The following is a 17,991-nucleotide window of genomic DNA, read 5'->3' as shown; positions in this document are numbered from 1 at the left end:
GCTTATGGTCCCTCCGTGGACCTGCCCGTGATGCCGCCGGTGAAGCCGATGCTCGCGAAGTCCGTGCCCGAGCTGCCGCGCGGGGACGGCCTCGCCTACGAGCCCAAGTGGGACGGCTTCCGCTGCATCGTGTTCCGCGACGGTGACGAGGTCGAGCTGGGCTCGCGCAACGACAAGCCGCTCACCCGCTACTTCCCCGAGGTCGTCGAGCTGCTCAAGCGGGCGCTGCCGCCGCGGTGCGTGGTCGACGGCGAGATCGTGCTGGTCACGCCGTCCGGCCTGTCGTTCGACACGCTGCAGCTGCGGCTGCACCCCGCGGCCTCGCGCGTCCGGAAGCTGTCCGTGGAGACGCCGGCGAGCTTCGTGGCGTTCGACCTGCTGGCCCTGGGCGACGCCGACGTCGGCGGGCTCCCGCTCGCCGAACGCCGCACGATGCTCGAGGACGCCGTCACCGAGGTCCCGGGCTTCTACCTGACACCGTCCACGGCGGACCCGGACGTGGCGCGGGACTGGTTCACGCGGTTCGAGGGCGCCGGGTTCGACGGGGTGGTGGTCAAGGCCCTGGACGGCGTCTACGAGCCCGACAAGCGCGTGATGTTCAAGGTGAAGCACGAGCGGACGGCCGACTGCGTGGTCGCGGGCTACCGGCTGCACAAGGACGGCGAGTCGGTCGGGTCGCTGGTGCTCGGGCTCTACCGCGACGGCGAGCTGCACAACGTGGGCGTGGCCAGCAGCTTCACCGCGGTCCGGCGGCGGGAGCTGGTCGAGGAGCTCGCACCGCTGCGCAACCCCTCCGAGCACCCGTGGAGCACGTGGGCGACGTACGAGGGTCCCGGCATGAACAGCCGGTGGAACCCCGGCAAGCAGCTCCAGGTCGTGCTCCTGGAACCGAGCCGGGTCGCCGAGGTGCGGTACGAGCACGTGCAGGGCGGACGGTTCCGGCACACGGCGCGCCTGGTGCGGTTCCGCCCCGACAAGGAGCCCGCCGAGTGCACGTACGAGCAGCTCGAGGAGGTGCCGCCCGCTGAGCTGGACGCCCTGTTCGGCGAGGCGGAGAGGCGGCGGACAATCGAGTCGTGAAGGTGATCAGGCGGAACGGCACGCACGAGATCGAGATCCAGCGGTCGCGGTTCCTGTGCCACGTCGCCCGCGTCACCTCCGACGCGGAGGCCTCGGAGTTCTTCGCCCGCGTGCGCAAGGAGCACTGGCAGGCCACGCACAACTGCACGGCGTTCCGGACGGCGGACACGCAGCGCTCGTCCGACGACGGCGAACCCGCCGGGACCGCCGGTGTGCCGATGCTGGAGGTGCTGACGCGGCGCGACCTGGTCGACACCGCGGTCGTCGTCACCCGCTACTACGGCGGGATCAAGCTGGGCGCCGGTGGCCTGGTCCGGGCCTACGGACGGGCCGTGTCGGAGGCCATCGACTCGTTGGGCACGCTCACCCGCGAACGGCACGAGAGCGTCCTTCTGGCCGTGGAGCACGATCAGGCGGGAAAGCTGGAGAACGCGTTGCGCGCGGCCGGGTACCACGTCGCCGACACGGACTACGGTCGTGACGTCACTTTCACCGTTCTCACGAAGGACCCGGACGGTTTCGAGGTCTGGCTCGCCGCTCAGACGGGCGGTGCGGTGACCGCCATCAGGGGCGAGCCCGTGGACCTCGACGTCGCCGACTAGAACCGGGTCCTGGCCGTCCTCGACCGGATGGCGGACGCATCCGGTCGTGCGCCACCGGAAGCCCGGAGTGCCTGCTGGAAGCCCGTATGAGAACGAGCCCCGCCGGCTGGGTGCCGGCGGGGCTCGTCGGGGTGGTGCTCACGCGCAGGGAACGACGTCCGGATCAGCGCCCGCCTTGGGCACCCACCGCACGTTCGCGAACGAGGCCTGGAACGCGCCGTCCGTGTAGACGAGGAACGGCGTGTTGACGAGCTCCAGGTCCAGCCCCTTGTCGGTGAAGCAGGAGACCGGCACCTTGACGGTCGCCTTCTGCCCGATCGGCAGGTTGCGGAACGCCTGCGTGGCGTCGATCTCCGCCAGGCACGGGTACACGCAGTGCGTGCTGATGACCGTGCGGTTGGCCGGTGCCTGGTGCACGATCACGTCGAACTGGATGGCCGCGTTGGCGTTGCCGTAGCCGCGCAGGTCGCTGGGCGCGGGGCTCTGCAGGTACACCTGGGCGGGGCCGGTGCCGGTCCACGTCGTCTTGAGCGCGTCCTGCTGGACGTTGACGTCGGACTGCACGACGTTGATCTCGGCGTGCGAGGCCTGGCCGTCGGGGCCGACCGCGGTGCCGCCCCAGTTCTCCGCCGAACCGATCATGCTCTGGTACGGCGCGACGTCGGTGCGGTTGAAGATCTCCAGGTCGTCGGTCGCCGTGCCGCCGCCACCACCGGAGCACAGGGCACCGGGGCTGGTCTCGTCGAGCGTGCCGACGTTGCCGGTCTGCCAGTCGCGCAGGCCGTAGCCGAGCTGGAACAGCGGCTTCTTGGCGGGCTCACCGGGCAGCGCCGGGCAGGCCTCGGCCGGCCACGAGTAGGACAGCTTGCCGCTGAAGCCGTTGTGGCGGCCCTTGATCAGCAGGTCCGCGATGCCCTGGCCCTCGGTGCCCGGCAGCCAGGCGGCCACGAACGCGTCGGAGCGGTTGAGCTCCTTGTTCATGTGGAGCGCGCGGCCACCGACGTAGACGGTGATGACCGGCTTGCCCTTGCCCGAGACCTTGTCGAGCACGGCGAGGTCCTGCGGCTGCAGGCGGGCGGCCTCGAACGACCGCTTGCCGAGGTCGCCCACGCCCTCCGCGTACGGCGTCTCACCGATGACGGCGATGACGGCGTCGAACTGCGCCGGGTCGACGCCGTCCGCGGTCTCGGCGAACGTGACGTTGGCGGCGCCCAGGGTGTCCTGGATGCCCTTGAGGATGCTGGTGGCGTTCGGGAAGTCGGCGTTGGTGTTGCCGGTGCCCTGCCAGGACAGCGTCCAGCCACCCGTCTGGTTCGAGATGTTGTCGGCGCTCTTGCCGACCACGAGGACCTTGCTGCGCTTGGAGAGCGGCAGCACGCGCTTGTTGTTCTTCAGCAGCACGGCGGACTCGCGCACGGCCTCGCGGGCGAGTTCCTTGTGCAGCAGCGCCTTCTGCTCACCCGCGTGCTCGCGCAGCGAGGGCTTGGGGGCCTCGAACACACCGGCGCGCAGCTTGACGCGCAGGATGCGGGTGACGGCGTCGTCGATGCGGGCCATCGAGATCTCGCCGGCCTCGACCTGGGCGATCGTGTTGCTGATGAACGCCTTCCAGTCGTTCGGCACCATGATGATGTCCATGCCGGCGTTGATGGCCTGCGCACAGCTGGAGTTGGTGCAGCCGGTGACCTGGCCGATGCCGTTCCAGTCGGAGACGAGCAGGCCGTCGAAGCCCATCTTCTCCTTGAGGATGCCGGTCTGCACGTACTTGCTGCCGTGCACCTTGCCCTCGTTGATGACGTCGTTCGTCCAGCTGTTGAACGAGATCATCACCGTCTGCGCACCGGCGGCGAGGGCACCGTAGTAGCCCTGGCCGTGCACGTTGATCATCTTCTGCTCGCTGGACGGGTTGACGCCCTGGTCCTTGCCACCGATCGTGCCGCCGTCACCGAGGAAGTGCTTGGCGGTGGCGATCACGCCGTCCTCGCCGATGCGCTTCTTCGCGTTGTCCTGCAGGCCCTTGACGGCCTCGTAGCCGTAGGCGCGGGTGATCCGCGGGTCCTCGGAGAAGCCCTCGTAGGTGCGGCCCCACCGGTCGTCCTCGACGACCGCGAGCGTCGGCGCGAACGCCCAGTCCTGGCCCGTGGCCCGGATCTGCTCGGCGGTCGCGGCGCTGATGTCGCGGACCAGGCACGGGTCGTGCGCCGCGCCGAGACCGATGTTGTGCGGGAACACCGTCGAGCCGAAGACGTTGTTGTTGCCGTGCACCGCGTCGATGCCCCAGATGACGGGGATCTTGGTGCGCGACTGCTTCGAGGCCTCGAAGTAGGCGTCGGCCAGCGCGAGCCAGTCCTGCGGCGTGGCGCGCTTGTTGCCGCCGGGGAAGCTGCCGCCGCCGTTGAGCACGGAGCCGAACCCGTAGGTCTTGACGTCCTCCGCGGTGATCGCGGCGATCTCGGGCTGCGTCATCTGGCCGACCTTCTCGGCCAGCGTCATGTCTTTGAGGATCGCCTTGATGCGGGCCTCGTCCTTGCGGTCGCCCTTGAGCTGGCTCTCGACCTTCGGCCAGTCCTTCAGCGCGGGCAGGGACTTCTCGATGCGGGCGCACCCGTGCTCGGTCTTGGGCTGCCCGATGACCGTCTGCTTCGGTCCGTGCCGCTGCGCTTCCTGCGCGACAGCGGCCGAGGTCGCGCTGGCGGCGAGCGTCAGCCCCAGCACTGCGGCGAGAGTGCTTCTCCATTGCATGCCGCCGATCCTCAACGGCGTGTTACGCCCGCGTCAATGGGAACGCTCTCACGACTTTGTTCCGGAACCCTTCAGGAGCAAGTTCCCTTGTCGGGCTTGTTCGGTCGTGTGCGGTTTTGGTGGCTGGGTGCGGGGTGGGGGTGAGCGGGCACGTGTGCGGCTGGGCGGATCGGCTCGCATCGGCCGGTTCCTGTCGCAGCGGACGGTCAGCCGCTGGTCAGAGCCGTGTGGCCGGACGGCCTCGGGGAAGACCGGCTCGTCGGTTCGGCGGAAGACCATTCCGCCCGTCACCCAGTTCGTCGATGCGAACGGCGACGCCGTCCAGGGTTTCCTCCGTCAGGGCGGGAAACATGCGTGCCCGATGAGAAGACGTGGCGCGGATGAGCGACGGCCCCCGGCTCCGTGCGGAGCCGGGGGCCGTCGCGGACGTGGTCAGGCCGCGAGGGCGCGCACTCGGCGCAGGACCTCGTCGGCACCGAGGGTGCGGGCCACGGCGTGCAGGTCCGGGCTGGCCTTCGAGCCCGTCAGGGCGACGCGGATCAGCTGTGCGGCCTCGCGGATGGAGCCCGGGTAGGCGTCCGGGTTCTTCTTGTACTCCTTGGGGTTCGGCGCGAAGCCGTGCTTGGTGGCGAGTTCGCGGATCTGGCCGAACCACTCCTGGCCGTCCTCGAGGTCGGCGTAGCCGTCGGCGAAGTCGGAGGCGAAAGCGGCGATCAGGTCCGGGGACAGGCCGCCGAGGCGCTCGTCGGCGCGGTCGGAGACCAGCGGGAAGAGCGACGGGAAGAAGAAGCCGTAGGCCGTGCGGAAGTCGGACCACTTGCGGAGGTCCTTGCGCGGGTTCGCGACCTCCGGGCCCCGCTCCACCCGCAGGGCGGCGAGGGCGGCGTCGCGCTCGGTCGTGAGGACCGCGACGAGCTCCGGGTCGTAGGTCCGCGCCCACTCCGAGACGCGGGAGATGATCTCCTCGCCGGAGAGGGTGGCCACGTGGTCGGCGCAGATGTCGTCGAGCTTCACGAGGTCGACCAGGGGGCCGGCCACGCCGCACTCGGCGAGCGAGATCGGGGCCTGCAGGGCCTCGGCCAGCGGGAGCTCGGCCAGGCGGGCGTTCACCAGGCCGCGCATGTAGTACCGCACGGCCTCGGCCGGGAAGCCCGCCTCGATGAAGAACTCGACGGAGGCCTCGGGGTCCTTGCGCTTCGAGAGCTTGCGGCGGGAGCCGCCCTGCTGCTTCATCAGCGGCGCGATGTGGGCGTACTCGACGCGCTCGAAGCCCAGGGCGTCGAAGAGCTGCAGGTGGGTCGGCACCGAGGAGATCCACTCCTCGCCGCGGATCACCAGGTTCACGCGCATCAGGTGGTCGTCGACGGCGTGCGCGAAGTGGTACGTGGGCAGGCGCGGCGACTGGTCGGACGCCTTGAGGATGACGACGTCGTTGCGGTTGGCCTCGTGCTCCAGCTGGCCGCGGATCGCGTCGACGAACTTCGTGCGCTCCCCCGCCTTGCCCGGCGAGCGGAAGCGGACGACGTACGGACGGCCCGCCTCGAGCGCCTCGGCGACGTCCTCGGCCGTCTTGTCGCGCCAGATCGCCCAGCGGCCGTAGTAGCCGGTGGGGAGCTTCGTGGCCTGCTGGCGGGCGGTGATGTCCGCGAGCTCTTCCTTCGTCGCGAAGCAGAGGTACGCCTTGTCCTGGCGGAGCAGCTCGCGCACGTACGTCAGGTAGATCTGCTCGCGCTGCGACTGGTGGTACGGGCCGTACGAGCCGACGGCGTCGGCCTCGTCGGGCTCGATGCCGAAGTAGGCGAACGCCCTGGTGAACTGCTCGACGGCGCCCTCGACCTCACGCGCCTGGTCGGTGTCCTCGACGCGCACGATGTACGAGCCACCGGAGTGGGACGCGACGTCGCGGTCGATCATGCCGACGTACAGGCCGCCGATGTGCAGGAAGCCGGTCGGCGACGGGCCGAGGCGGGTGACCTTCGCGTCGTCGCCCAGGCCGCGGGGCGGGTACTGCTCCTCCCAGTGGGACGGCTCGGGCAGGTCCGAGGGGAACAGGGCGTCGACGACGGCACGGTCGAGCATCGCTGAGGGTCTCCAAAACCGGGGAAAGGAAGTCCTCCCAGGTTATCAATGCCGACGGCCGGGGAAAGCCACTGGGCATGAAGGCAGTCACTTGGCACGGCAAACGAGACGTCCGGGTCGACAGCGTGCCCGACCCGATCCTCAAGGAGCCCGAGGACGTCATCGTGAAGATCACGTCCAGCGGCATCTGCGGGTCCGACCTGCACCTCTACGAGGTCCTCGGCCCGTTCCTGACCGAGGGCGACATCCTCGGTCACGAGCCGATGGGCATCGTCGAGGAGGTCGGGCCGCAGGTCACCGACGTCAAGCCCGGCGACCGGGTGGTCATCCCGTTCAACGTCTCCTGCAACACGTGCGCGATGTGCACGGACGGCCTGCAGAGCCAGTGCGAGACGACGCAGGTGCGCGAGCACGGCTCGGGAGCCGCCCTGTTCGGCTACACGAAGCTCTACGGCCAGGTCCCCGGCGGGCAGGCGGAGTACCTGCGGGTCCCGTTCGGCAACACGCTGCCGATCAAGGTGCCCGAGGGCCCGCCGGACGACAGGTTCGTCTACCTCAGCGACGTGCTGCCCACGGCGTGGCAGGCGGTCGAGTACGCGGACGTCCGCCCCGGGTCGACGGTCGCCGTCCTCGGTCTCGGCCCGATCGGCGACATGGCCTGCCGGGTCGCGCGGCACCGCGACGCGCGCGTCATCGGCATCGACCTCGTCCCCGAGCGCCTCGCCCGCGCGAAGGCCCGCGGCATCGAGACGGTCGACCTGCGCGGCGCCGGCAAGCGCCTCACCGAGGTCGTCCGGGACCTCACGAAGGGCCGCGGACCCGACGCCGTGATCGACGCGGTCGGCATGGAGGCCCACGGCGCGCCCGCGGCCAAGATGGCGCAGCAGCTCACGGGCCTGCTGCCGGACGCGGTGGCGCAGCGGTTCATGAAGGAGGCCGGCATCGACCGCCTCAGGGCCCTCTACAGCGCGATCGACATGGTGCGCCGCGGCGGCACGATCTCGATCGTGGGCGTCTACGGCGGCATGGCGGACCCGATGCCGATGCTGACCATGTTCGACAAGCAGATCCAGCTGCGCATGGGCCAGGCCAACGTGTGGCGCTGGGTGCCGGAGATCCTGCCCCTGCTCACCGACGAAGATCCGCTGGGCGTGGACGACTTCGCGACGCACCGCCTGCCGCTCGAAGACGCCCCGAAGGCGTACGAGACCTTCCAGAAGAAGAACGACGGCATGGTCAAAGTGCTGCTCAAACCTTGATCGGCATATCCTGCCCCGCATGGCCAAGTACCTGGACGTCCACCCGGTCAACCCGCAGAAGCGCGCCATCGACCAGGCCGTGCGGATCCTGCGGGAGGACGGCCTGATCGCGTACCCGACGGACTCCTGCTACGCGCTCGGCTGCCGCCTGGGCAACAAGGACGGCATCGACCGCATCCGGGAGATCCGCAAGCTCGACGACAAGCACCACTTCACGCTGATGTGCGAGAACTTCGCGCAGCTCGGCCAGTTCGTGGTGGTGGACAACGCCGTGTTCCGCGCGGTCAAGGCCTCCACGCCCGGCAACTACACGTTCATCCTGCCCGCGACGAAGGAGGTGCCGCGCCGCATGATGCACCCGAAGAAGAAGACGGTGGGCGCGCGCATCCCCGACCACGCCGTGACGCGGGCTCTGCTCGAGGCGATGGGCGAGCCGCTGCTCACGTCCACCCTGCTGCTGCCCGACGAGGCGGAGCCGCTCGTGCAGGGCTGGGAGATCAAGGAACGGCTCGACCACGTGGTGGACGCGGTGATCGACTCCGGGGAGTGCGGCACCACGCCCACCACGGTGGTGGACTTCTCGAGCGGTGAGGCCGAGATCATCCGCTACGGCGCGGGCGACCCGGACCGCTTCGAGTAGCGGGGTCGTGCGAGAGGACGGTGGCGGCCTCGGCCGCCACCGTTCCCTGTGGACGGAGCCGCGACTACGACACGACGAGCGCGTAGTCCGCGTCCGTCGCCGCCGTCTCCACGTGACCGTCCACGTTGACCGCGGTCGCGATGACCTCGACGGTCCACGTGCCCGCCGCGGCCGTCTGGACCAGCACGTTCTCCACGGTGTCGACGGTGTTCGCGGAGCCGCCGGGCGTGGACCAGTTGCCGGCCAGCAGGCCGTTGTTGCCCCAGTAGACGGTGCCGTTCGGGGCGGTGACCTTGAGCGTCAGGTCGTTGACGGTCGCCTTGGCGGCGGTCGGCGAGCCGGCCGGGTCGGTGTAGGCGAGCGTGGCGCGCAGCGGCGTCTGGCCGTTGGACGTCACCGTGTACTTGCGCGTCTGGCCGGTGGTGACGAGGTCGGTCTCGTTCACGAGCACCGGCAGCTTCCAGCCGCCCGCCTTGGCGCGGTCGTGCAGGTTGCGGACGGACGCGGTGCCCCAGCCCTGGTGCGTGCGGGTCTGGTCGTGCGTGGTGCCGGTGAACGCGTGCTGGTCCGCGGTGTTGATCAGCAGCGCCTTGGCGGTCGCGGCGTGGGGGCGCGCGGCGAAGACGTCGCGGCCCTTGCCGGGGCCGCCGTCGAACACGCCGTCGGCCCACATCTGGAACAGCAGACCGGCGTTGCCGCAGGTGATCGGCGTGGCGCCGGAGGTGCCGCCGAACGACGTGGTGTAGGCGGTGTCGCTGGTGGACGTCGTGGTGTCGATGCGGTCGTAGAAGTTCGACAGCTCCGGCTTGATGCGGCCGTCGGCGGCGGGGCCGATCGACGCTCCGCCGTTCCACCTGTCATCGGTCCGCGAGGCGGTGTTGTAGTGGTAGTGGCCGCCGACCGACAGCACGTTCTTCGCCCACGCCTGCGGGCGCGAGCTGCGGGTGCCCGCGTTGCTCTGCGACTGGCAGACCAGGATGTCGTGGTCGAACACGATCCGGTCCATCTGCTGCGAGATCGAGTTGTACGACGTGGTCAGCGCGTCGCCCCAGCTGTTGCTCTGGAACACCGCGCGGTACTGGCCGGCCGGGTCGACGAGCTGCCGGGTGTGGGCGTAGCGGTCACCGGAGCCGTAGATCGCGAAGATGCCCTGCGCCTCGGGCAGCAGGCCGCGGTGCGCGGCCGAGACGCCGGACGCGAAGATCTGCCCGTACGTCGACGTGCCGTGCGAGGTGCTGGTGGAGTTGCCGGTGTGCATCAGCGGCGGCCGCGCGCGGAACTCCTGGTGAGTGGTGCGCAGGCCACCGTCCATCACCTCGCCCCGCACGCCCTTGCCCCGGTAGCCGCCCACGCTCTCGACGTGGTCGGCACCGGAGGACTCCCGCGAGATCGCCATGTCGGTCTGCGGCGCCGACACGGGGTCGATCGCGATCACGGCGGGGAGCTTCGCGAGCTCCGCGGCCTGGCCCGCGTCGAGCGTCGCCATGAGGTGCTCGCGGCTGGCGGAGATGGAGTTCACCTTGCCGCCCAGCGACTTCACCCTGTCGGCGACGGCCCTCTGGTCGCGCTCGTCCGGCTCGACCAGCGTGATCAGGTAGTCCGACGAGCCGCCCAGGGCCGTGATCCGCGGCTGGGCCTGGAACGGCTTCACCTCCCGCACGTAGCTCAACCGGGCGACGCGAGCGGTGGTCGTCATGCGGGCGAGGTAGGTGCCGTCCTGGACGAACGCGCCGAGCCGCACGCCGAGGCCTTCGAGCTGGTGGCGCTGGGCGTCGGACAGGGTGGCGCGGAACTGCAGCAGGTAAGCGCTCTCAGCGGGGGCCGCCACGGCGGGAACGCCGCTGATCAGCGCTAACGCCGACACGACTGACAAGATTGTGCGCAGCACGAATACAACCTCCATCGGCAGGGATGGCGGTGACCGGAGGAAGTCACTGCCCGTGACCAGCACGTTACCGCGAAACAGCTGGTCAGGACATCAGTCGTTCGGCGGTGATCATCTAGCGGGACGGCTGCGAGAATCCTTTCGGCCGCCGGAATTCGCGTTCACCCGGATGGCGCACCCGGAGTAACGTCCGATCAGGTAAGCCCGACATGCCCGGCAAAGCATTTCCGCGCGGAGGACGGATGCCTGTCTCACCTGACCAGCTCATGGAAGAACTGCGCACCCTGTGCCGGGGGCGCGGTGTGCAGACCCCCGGCGTCGACTTCCACGTCGGACCGGCGCTGCGCCAGGTGTGCGGCATCGTCGAGACCGACGGCGCGGAAGCCGTGCGGACGAGATTGCGCGACTGGGTCGTGAACGCGGTGCGCGGTTTTCCGGCCGAGGTCCGCAACGCCGTTCTGGCACCTCTCGGACTGCACGACGAAGCGCAGTTCCGGTTCCTCAACGAACGCATCGAATGGCTTGCGCGGCAACAGGACCGCGGCGCGCGCACGGTGCGCAGGAGGATGGATGCCGGGCTGCAGCGCCTGGTGGAGGTGGCGCTGCAGCCGGCCCCTTCGACGACGCACCTGACGCCGTCGGAACTGTGGCACGTCAAGGAGTTCGACGCGCTGTTGAAGCTGGACGGCCCGACGCCCGCGTGCACCGAGCGCCGGACCGTCGTGGCGGACACCGATGGTGTCAACGAGATCGCGTGGTCGATCACGATCCCCTCTCCCACGCCCGACGGCGCTCCAGGTGACCTGGACGTGGAGGTCTTGCACGGGGTGGAGCTGATCGGCCACGAACGTCCGTCCCCACGGCGTTTCCTGATGAAGCTGCGGTTGCCCCGACCCCTCAACGCGGGACAAACGCACCAGTTCGCACTCGAGGTGCGGGTGCCACGAGGACAGTCCATGCGTCCGACCTACGTGTTCTGGCCGGAGCGGATGTGCGAGTCGTTCCGGTTGCGCGTGCGCTTCGACCGGGGCGAGCTCCCGGCATCGGTGTGGCGCGTCGAGGAAGCCCTCGCGCGCGACACCGATGACCTGACGCCTTGGCCGCACACGCTGCCGCTGGACGAGATCGGTGAGATCGACGTGCAGTTCCCACACCCTCGTCAGGGCCGCGGCTACGGCGTGCAGTGGACGCCACGCGGATAGCCGGAGACGGTCAGATCATCTCGGTGCAGAAGTGCGGTTCCACGGCTGACACCTCCCTCCGATGGCCAGGGAGAACCGCAGTCCGATGTCGAGTCAGATCACCGCCGCGATGAAGACACTGCCGGCCATGAATCCCACGAAAAGGCAGATCGTGGCAACTTTCACGACGGTGGCGAGTGAGCAGATCATTCTCATCGAGAAATTCACCTCCTCATTCTGACTGGCTTATCGGGCTGATGTTCCCGCCGATGCACCAAGAGTGGCTTTCCGCCAGTCGAATGAGAACGGGTTTCCTGTTTCCTGCACAACGAGGAAACCCCGGAAACGCTATTTCTGAGCAGTGCGGCGCAGCGCCATCACGAGCAGCGCGTGCGCACTGCCGGCGTGCGGGAGCATGCCCTGCCGGACCAGGTCGAGAGCGTGGCAGAACGGCATCGTCCGCACCCGCAGGTCGGCCTCGCCGGGCTCCAGCGACGGCTCCCCCTGCGTGAGGTCCGTGGCCAGGAAGATGTGGTCGACGTGGTTGCTGAGGCTGTCGGCCCCGTGGATCTGCCCGAGCCGCTCCCACTTGGCCGCGCGCAGGCCGGTCTCCTCGGCGAGCTCGCGCCGTGCCGCGGCCAGCGGGTCGTCGTCCGCCTCGTCGACCGCGCCCCCGGGCAGGCGCCACTCGGTGCCGCCGTGCGTGTAGATCCACTGGCGGGTCAGCACGACGTGGTCGTCGTCCTGGATCGCGAGGACCGTGACCGATCCCGGCGCCACCACGTGCGTGTACGTGCCGTGCCCGCCGTCGGGTCTGACGACGCTGTCGGAGCGAACCTCGAACCACTGCGACCGGTGGACCACGTTGGTCGCCAAGCGCTGCCAGACCATCACCACACCAGCCGCCTCGTCGGACCGCGTCATCACCATGACTCACATGGAACCACCGGCAACCGCTCCGATTGCTCCCAGTTGATCGTCAATCAACGGCCAAAAAATGGACATTGCGCATTCGGGTGTTTGACGGCCCCCACACTTCGGGCGGAGGGGGTGAAGCCGTTGTCGCCCACGTTCGCCCAGGAGGTTCGCCGCCTGCGCAACGAGCGCGGGTACTCACTGAGCCAGATGACCGGCCTCGTACCGTACAGCAAGGGACACCTCAGCAAGATCGAACGCGGCCATGTTCACCCGAATCCCGAAATGGCGAAGCTGTTCGACGCGGCCCTCGAGGCCGGCGGCCGTCTGATCGAACTGGCCGACGCCCCGGCCCGGCCGGTCCAGAGCGACCACAGCACCTTGCTGACCTTCGACTCGATGTTCGACCACCACCGCGCCCTCGGCCACCGCCTGAGCCCCGAGCTGGTCCTGGCGAGCCTGCGTCCCCAGGTGGAGGCCCTGAGCGCCCTCGCCCGCTCCGCCGACGACCCGGCCCTCGGCCGGGGCCTGTGGCTGCTGGCGGCGAAGTACGCGGAATACGCGGGCTGGATGGAACAGGAACGCGGCGACGACGCCTCCGCGGCGGAACTCACAAAACTCGCCGTGCACTACGCGCACAAAGGCGGCGACTCGGAACTGGAGACCTACGCCTACGTACGGGCCTCGGAATTCGCCCTCTACCGGGGCGACGCCCACGCCACCGTCCGCTACGCGCGCAAAGCGGCCAAATCCCGTTCCACCGCCGTGAAAGCGGTCGCAGCCCAGCGCGAAGCCCAGGGATTCGCCCTCGCCGGAGTCGCCGACCGCTGCCAGGAAGCCCTGGACCGGGCAGCGGAACTGCAGCGAACCGTCAGCGAATCGCCCTACGGCACAACCAGCCTCGTCGACCAGGTGGCCATCGCCCGCGCCTGGTCGTTCCACGACCTGGGCCGGCACGCCGAAGCGGCGGCCATCCTCGACGCCCACATGCCGCTGATCGCGCCCGACGCCCTGCGCGCCCGGACCCGCTTCGGCCTGCGCCGCGCCCTGGCCCACGCCGAGGCGGGCGATGTGGACCACGCCTGCTCGCTGGTCGTCGAACTGCTGGACGACATCCGGCAGGTGCGGTCCGCCACCGTCCACATCGACCTGACGGCGTTCAGCAGGTTGTTGTCCCGCTTGCGTCCCGCGGCGGGGCGCGAGGTCGCCGGCGAGATCAGCGAGATCCTCTTCGCCTAGGCGCGCAGGTCCGGCTCGCGCCTACGCCGTCGGCTCGGGCCGCTCGGGCAGCCTCTGGTGCCGTTCCGGGAAGGCGGGAACGGCGATCTTCGCCCACGCGAGTAGGAACAGGATCGCGAAAACGAACGTGCACAACCAGCCGAGGAAGACCTGAGGTCGTTCGTCCGGCTGCACCTGCGACCGCCGCTGGGTGTGGGCGGCGTACTCCTCGCCGATGTCCGACGGGCCGAGCCAGCCCGTCACGGTCGACGTGCTCGTCGTGCCGCTCTTGGCCCGCAGCTCGACCCGGCACTCGTGGTAGAAGCCGAAGCCCCGCAGGGCCACGGGCCCCTGGCGTTCGCAGGACCTGGCCACCGCGACCAGCGTGGCGTTCGACAGGTCGCCGGGTGCGGCCTTGTCCCAGAAGAAGTTGAAGATCGTGGCGCCGAGCAGGTAGCCGAGGAACGGGACGAGCAGAAAGGCGAACACGCGGTGCAGAACCTTCATGAGCCCAGTGCTTCCTTCTCCACGGGGTGAGCCGTACAGGGTGATCGGCCGACGGCGACGCCACCGGTGTCCTAATTAGACCGCGGTCCGCCGCCCTTCCTGCTCCAGCGCCTCCGCCATCTCCACCCACGCCTCGGCGCACCCGCGGGCCATGTCCGCCACCAGCTCCCGGCAGTGCGAGGGCACCCCGGACACCACGGCGGCCCACTCCCCCGACGACACCGCGTGCGCCTCCAGCCACCGCAGCACCAGCCGCCCGTGCTCGTTGAAGCGCAGCGAGGGGTCCCGGCGCAGGATCGGCAGGGTGGCCCCGGGATCCCGGACCTCGGTCCGTCCCGCGGGCAGCACCGCCTCGGCCCGTTCGGCGGCCCGCATCCGCTCCGGCACGGGATCCAGCCCGGCGCTCAACCGCCGCCGGACGTCACGCACGGTTCCCGGCGACACCCCGGCCGCACGGGCGATGTCCCGCAACGACGCGTCGGGCCGTTCGGCGACGAGCCGCCCGGCCAGGCGGCGACCGGCGGCGGAGTTCACGGGCCGCGACTTGCCGTCCCTGCCCACCCGGACGGCGGCCTGGCCACCGACGGCCCGGCGCAGGACGCCGACCGACTTGGCGGCCAGGCCGGTGACGGCGGCGATCGCGCGGTCCGACCACTGCGGGTGCGAGCGCAGCAGGCGCCGGGCGGCGGCCTCGCGGTCGGCGGTGGAGAGCGTCGCCAGGTTCAGCGACACGGAGAGCCCGAACAGGTCCTCCACGGGGCCGTCGACGTACTCGACCTCGACGGAGCGGCAGCCGCGCAGGACGGCGGCCTTCAGGCGGTGGGTTCCGTCGACGACCTTCATCGTCGAGCGGTGCACCACTATCGGTGGCAGGTGGGCGCCGGACGACGCCAGCGAACGGATGAAGTCATCGTTGTGGCCACGAGTCCGCGGCGAGTCCGCGGGTCGCAGCGCCGTGATGTCGACGAGCATGCGAAACCAAGCCCCCCAGGCTGATTCGGCCCTCGGAACCCCCAGGTGCCCGAGAACTACCCGGGCAGGTTAGCCAGTTGTTCAACGGGAGCGCCACTCGATCGCGGGACAAACGTCCATCACCATGCGCAACCCCGCGGCGCGGGTGCGCTCGTACGCCTCGTCGTCCACCACGCCGAGCTGGAACCAGACGGCCTTCGCGCCGATGGAAACGGCCTCGTCGGCGAACTGGCCGGCGTCCTGCGAGCGGCGGAACACGTCCACCACGTCGACCTCGAACGGGATCTCGGCCAGGGACGCGTAGCCCTGCTCGCCGTGCACGGTCTCGGCCGACGGGTGCACCGGCACGATCTTCTTGCCGCGTTGCTGCAGGAAGCGGGCCACGCCGTGGGCGGCGCGGGACGGGTTGTCCGAGAGCCCCACGATGGCCCAGACCTGGCAGTTCTCGAGGATCCAGTCGACGTCTTCGCGCATACCTCCCACACTAACCCTGTGACTCCGGTCACATATCCGGTCAGCCGGTCGAAACGGCCGGGCCGCCGATCGACGTGTGGGTGGAAACGCACCGGACGCACCAGGCAGAGGAGATCGAGATGCGGTTCATGGTCATCGTCAAGGCCACCCCGGAGACCGAGGCCGGCGTGATGCCGACGACCGAGGAGCTCGCCGCGATGGGCGACTTCAACGAGGAGCTCGTCAAGGCCGGCGTGATGCTCGCGGGCGACGGCCTCTACCCCAGTTCGAAGGGCGCGCGGGTCGCGTTCGACGGCAAGGGGGCGACGACGGTCGTCGACGGGCCGTTCACCGAGAGCAAGGAGCTGATCGCGGGCTTCTGGATCTGGGAGCTGCCGAGCCTGCAGGACGCCGTCGAGTGGCTCAAGAAGGCCCCGTTCGTCAACGGAGAGGTCGAGATCCGCCAGGTCCACGGCGAGGAGGCGTTCGGCGAGGCGCTCACGCCGGAGCTCAAGGCCCAGGAGGACCGCCTGCGCGAGCAGATCTCCGCCCAGAACCAGTAGGTCCGGACCAAGCGGCTCCGGACCCCGCTGGTCCCGGCTCAGCGGCCCCGGCGGGGTTTCCCGCGCTTGGCCTGCTGCTTCTGCTTGGGCGCGGGCGCGGCACCCCGCCGCTGCTGCCCGGCCGGCTGCCGGGGAGCCTGCTTCTGCTTGCCGGCGGGCTCCGGCGCCGGTCCGCGGGTGCTGTTGACCGTGCGGCCGCGCACGATGCCGATCAGGTGCTCGACCAGCTCGGGGTTCTCGTCGCGGATCGGGAACGACAGCGCGACGCGGGACTGCGGCGCGTCCGTCAGCGGCACGTGCTTCAGGTCCTTGCGGTGGTGCAGGCGCGCCAGCGACTGCGGCACGACCAGCAGCCCCACGCCCGCCGCGACGACCTCGACCGCGACAGCGGTGGTCTCCGGTCGTTCCACCGGCGCCTGCCCGGGCACCGCGTCCCACTCGAGCGTGTCGTCGAGCGGCTGCCACAGCACGTGCTCCGCGAGGTCCACAAGAGACAGCTCGTCGGCGGCCGCGAACTCGTGGTCCTTCGGGAACACGACGACGGTCGTCTCGGTGTAGAGCGGGATCGCGTGCAGGTCCACCCGGTCGCCGGGGAGCCTGAGCAGCGCGGCGTCGGCCTCGCCCGCCCGCACCCTGCCCGCGGCCTCGGCGGCGGTCACCTGGACGAGGGTCAGCTCGGTCTCCGGCAGGCGGTCCTGCCAGACCCGTGCCCACTTGCCCGGCGTCACGCCTGGGACGTACGCGAGCGTGAACGATCCGGTCACGTGCTGAGGCTACCGGACGAGCCCGTTACCCTTTCCGCATGAAGTCGCAGCAGACCATGAAGCCCGCCACCGCCGCCAAGAAGCTCGGCGTGTACCTCGAGGCGACGCCCGGGGAGTTCCAGGCGGGTGTCGTGTCGCGCGACGAGCTGAACGAACTGCAGGCGAACCCGCCGCAGTGGCTGGTGGACCTGCGCCGCAACGGCCCGCACCCCAAACAGCTCATCGCGCAGAAGCTGGGCATCTCGACGTCGGGCCTCGTGCGCGCGGGCATCACCGAGGCGCTGACCACCGACCAGATCAACGCGCTCAAGGACGAGAACCCGGAGTGGCTGGTGCGCGAGCGCGCCACCTACAAGGAGTTCAAGGCCGAGGAGGCCCGCCTCGCGGAGAAGGCGCGTCTCGAGGAGCAGGAGAGCTGACCGACCGCCTGCCCCACTAGCCGAGCACGTACGGGATCCGCCGCTCCCCCAGTTCGGCGCGTTCCGCGGCGGTCGCGGCGCGCCGGCCCGTTCCCACCAGCAGCACGTCCACGTCGGACCACGTCGCGGGGAACGCCCCGGCGAGGTGTTCGAGCACCTCGCGGCACCTGGCGAGCGCCTCGGCGGGCGGTCCGGGAACGTGCGGCAGGTGCGCGACCAGGTCGAGGTGGTGCAGCGTCCACTCCCAGACGTAGGCGTTCAGGTAGCCGGCCGTGCAGAGCACCATGTCCCGGGTGCTCACCTTGAGCGTCGGGTCGGCGAGGCCGGCCGCGCGCAACGCCGCCTGTCCCACGTCGTCGACGTGGTGCTTCAGCATCCACGGCTCGCCGTACGCGGCGGCGAGCCGCACGGTCAGCGCGGCCAGCGGGTCGTCGGCAGCGGGTTCGTGAGCGACCTCCCAATACGTCACCTCGTCGTGCGTCACGGGGTCCGCGGTGGGCGTCACCAGCGTGATCAGCACGTCCTGGGCGTCGATCACGAGGTGGCACACCAGGTCGCGCACCAGCCAGCCGTCGCACCCGGACGGGCGGGCGAAGTCGTCGTCGCCGAGGTCGCGCACCGCTGCGAGGAGCGCCCCCAGCGCTCGCGAAAAGAGATCCACACCGGCAAACTACCCACGCCCGACCGGTGCAAGCGCCGTTTGCGCTGAGGA

Annotated in this window: 18 protein-coding genes; 9 read left to right on the top strand and 9 right to left on the bottom strand. The window is 70.1% G+C overall.

The window, feature by feature from the left end:
- Nucleotides 1–15: 15 nt before the first annotated feature.
- Together BLQ91_RS16995 and BLQ91_RS16990 are read left to right on the top strand one after the other, a co-directional pair.
- Nucleotides 16–1,080, top strand: coding sequence for an ATP-dependent DNA ligase (locus tag BLQ91_RS16995; RefSeq protein WP_090097847.1), 1,065 nt, complete (start codon nucleotides 16–18; stop codon nucleotides 1,078–1,080).
- Nucleotides 1,077–1,682: a YigZ family protein gene (locus tag BLQ91_RS16990; protein WP_090097846.1), complete on the top strand. Its 606-nt coding sequence runs from the start codon at nucleotides 1,077–1,079 to the stop codon at nucleotides 1,680–1,682. Before BLQ91_RS16995 ends, BLQ91_RS16990 begins: the two co-directional genes overlap by 4 nt.
- Before the next feature lie 138 nt (nucleotides 1,683–1,820).
- On the opposite strand, the gene BLQ91_RS16985 is transcribed toward BLQ91_RS16990, so the two are convergent.
- Together BLQ91_RS16985 and BLQ91_RS16980 are read right to left on the bottom strand one after the other, a co-directional pair.
- Nucleotides 1,821–4,424: a glycoside hydrolase family 3 protein gene (locus BLQ91_RS16985; protein ID WP_090097845.1), complete on the bottom strand. Its 2,604-nt coding sequence runs from the start codon at nucleotides 4,422–4,424 to the stop codon at nucleotides 1,821–1,823.
- 432 nt (nucleotides 4,425–4,856) lie between these two features.
- Entirely contained in the window at nucleotides 4,857–6,503 is a 1,647-nt protein-coding gene (locus BLQ91_RS16980; protein ID WP_090097844.1) for a glutamate--tRNA ligase, read from the bottom strand.
- Nucleotides 6,504–6,580: 77 nt separating this feature from the next.
- Between BLQ91_RS16980 and BLQ91_RS16975 the strand changes: the two genes are divergently transcribed.
- Nucleotides 6,581–7,762 carry a zinc-dependent alcohol dehydrogenase gene (locus BLQ91_RS16975; protein ID WP_090097843.1) on the top strand — a complete coding sequence of 394 codons (1,182 nt, stop codon included), beginning with the start codon at nucleotides 6,581–6,583 and terminating at the stop codon, nucleotides 7,760–7,762.
- A gap of 19 nt (nucleotides 7,763–7,781) precedes the next feature.
- Nucleotides 7,782–8,402 carry an L-threonylcarbamoyladenylate synthase gene (locus BLQ91_RS16970; protein WP_090097842.1) on the top strand — a complete coding sequence of 207 codons (621 nt, stop codon included), beginning with the start codon at nucleotides 7,782–7,784 and terminating at the stop codon, nucleotides 8,400–8,402.
- Between the two features lie 64 nt (nucleotides 8,403–8,466).
- Here the strand turns inward: BLQ91_RS16970 and BLQ91_RS16965 are convergent, their stop codons facing one another.
- A complete protein-coding gene (locus BLQ91_RS16965) occupies nucleotides 8,467–10,290 on the bottom strand; it encodes a S8 family serine peptidase (protein WP_245733543.1) in 1,824 nt (607 codons plus the stop codon).
- A gap of 239 nt (nucleotides 10,291–10,529) precedes the next feature.
- Between BLQ91_RS16965 and BLQ91_RS16960 the strand changes: the two genes are divergently transcribed.
- Both BLQ91_RS16960 and BLQ91_RS41360 read left to right on the top strand, forming a co-directional pair.
- Nucleotides 10,530–11,489, top strand: coding sequence for a hypothetical protein (locus BLQ91_RS16960; protein ID WP_176959793.1), 960 nt, complete (start codon nucleotides 10,530–10,532; stop codon nucleotides 11,487–11,489).
- A 61-nt stretch (nucleotides 11,490–11,550) separates the two neighbouring features.
- Nucleotides 11,551–11,709, top strand: a complete 159-nt coding sequence (locus tag BLQ91_RS41360) for a hypothetical protein (RefSeq protein ID WP_176959792.1) — start codon at nucleotides 11,551–11,553, stop codon at nucleotides 11,707–11,709.
- A 107-nt stretch (nucleotides 11,710–11,816) separates the two neighbouring features.
- On the opposite strand, the gene BLQ91_RS16955 is transcribed toward BLQ91_RS41360, so the two are convergent.
- The gene (locus BLQ91_RS16955) at nucleotides 11,817–12,398 is read right to left on the bottom strand and encodes an NUDIX domain-containing protein (protein ID WP_245733542.1); all 582 of its coding nucleotides are present in this window, start codon (nucleotides 12,396–12,398) and stop codon (nucleotides 11,817–11,819) included.
- 129 nt (nucleotides 12,399–12,527) lie between these two features.
- On the opposite strand from BLQ91_RS16955, the gene BLQ91_RS16950 reads away from it, so the two are divergent.
- Entirely contained in the window at nucleotides 12,528–13,622 is a 1,095-nt protein-coding gene (locus tag BLQ91_RS16950; RefSeq protein WP_176959791.1) for a helix-turn-helix transcriptional regulator, read from the top strand.
- Between the two features lie 21 nt (nucleotides 13,623–13,643).
- Here the strand turns inward: BLQ91_RS16950 and BLQ91_RS16945 are convergent, their stop codons facing one another.
- The 3 genes from BLQ91_RS16945 to BLQ91_RS16935 form a co-directional block, all read right to left on the bottom strand.
- On the bottom strand, nucleotides 13,644–14,108 hold the full coding sequence (locus BLQ91_RS16945) for a DUF6346 domain-containing protein (protein WP_090097839.1): 465 nt from the start codon (nucleotides 14,106–14,108) through the stop codon (nucleotides 13,644–13,646).
- A 75-nt stretch (nucleotides 14,109–14,183) separates the two neighbouring features.
- A complete protein-coding gene (locus tag BLQ91_RS16940; protein WP_090097838.1) occupies nucleotides 14,184–15,080 on the bottom strand; it encodes a ParB/RepB/Spo0J family partition protein in 897 nt (298 codons plus the stop codon).
- Nucleotides 15,081–15,161: 81 nt separating this feature from the next.
- A complete protein-coding gene (locus BLQ91_RS16935) occupies nucleotides 15,162–15,554 on the bottom strand; it encodes a CoA-binding protein (protein WP_090097837.1) in 393 nt (130 codons plus the stop codon).
- Nucleotides 15,555–15,673: 119 nt separating this feature from the next.
- Between BLQ91_RS16935 and BLQ91_RS16930 the strand changes: the two genes are divergently transcribed.
- Entirely contained in the window at nucleotides 15,674–16,096 is a 423-nt protein-coding gene (locus BLQ91_RS16930; RefSeq protein WP_090098199.1) for a YciI family protein, read from the top strand.
- Nucleotides 16,097–16,134: 38 nt separating this feature from the next.
- Here BLQ91_RS16930 and BLQ91_RS16925 read toward each other — a convergent pair whose 3' ends face one another.
- Nucleotides 16,135–16,860 carry a LysR substrate-binding domain-containing protein gene (locus BLQ91_RS16925; protein ID WP_090097836.1) on the bottom strand — a complete coding sequence of 242 codons (726 nt, stop codon included), beginning with the start codon at nucleotides 16,858–16,860 and terminating at the stop codon, nucleotides 16,135–16,137.
- Between the two features lie 38 nt (nucleotides 16,861–16,898).
- Between BLQ91_RS16925 and BLQ91_RS16920 the strand changes: the two genes are divergently transcribed.
- Nucleotides 16,899–17,279: a DUF5997 family protein gene (locus BLQ91_RS16920; RefSeq protein ID WP_090097835.1), complete on the top strand. Its 381-nt coding sequence runs from the start codon at nucleotides 16,899–16,901 to the stop codon at nucleotides 17,277–17,279.
- Between the two features lie 16 nt (nucleotides 17,280–17,295).
- Here BLQ91_RS16920 and BLQ91_RS16915 read toward each other — a convergent pair whose 3' ends face one another.
- Nucleotides 17,296–17,940 carry a maleylpyruvate isomerase N-terminal domain-containing protein gene (locus BLQ91_RS16915; RefSeq protein WP_090097834.1) on the bottom strand — a complete coding sequence of 215 codons (645 nt, stop codon included), beginning with the start codon at nucleotides 17,938–17,940 and terminating at the stop codon, nucleotides 17,296–17,298.
- Nucleotides 17,941–17,991 lie beyond the last annotated feature (51 nt).

This window comes from Lentzea jiangxiensis (genome assembly GCF_900104175.1).
Lineage (GTDB): Bacteria > Actinomycetota > Actinomycetes > Mycobacteriales > Pseudonocardiaceae > Lentzea > Lentzea jiangxiensis.
The sequence above is the reverse complement of the archived record's forward strand: the minus strand, read 5'-3'. Positions and strand labels throughout refer to the sequence as shown.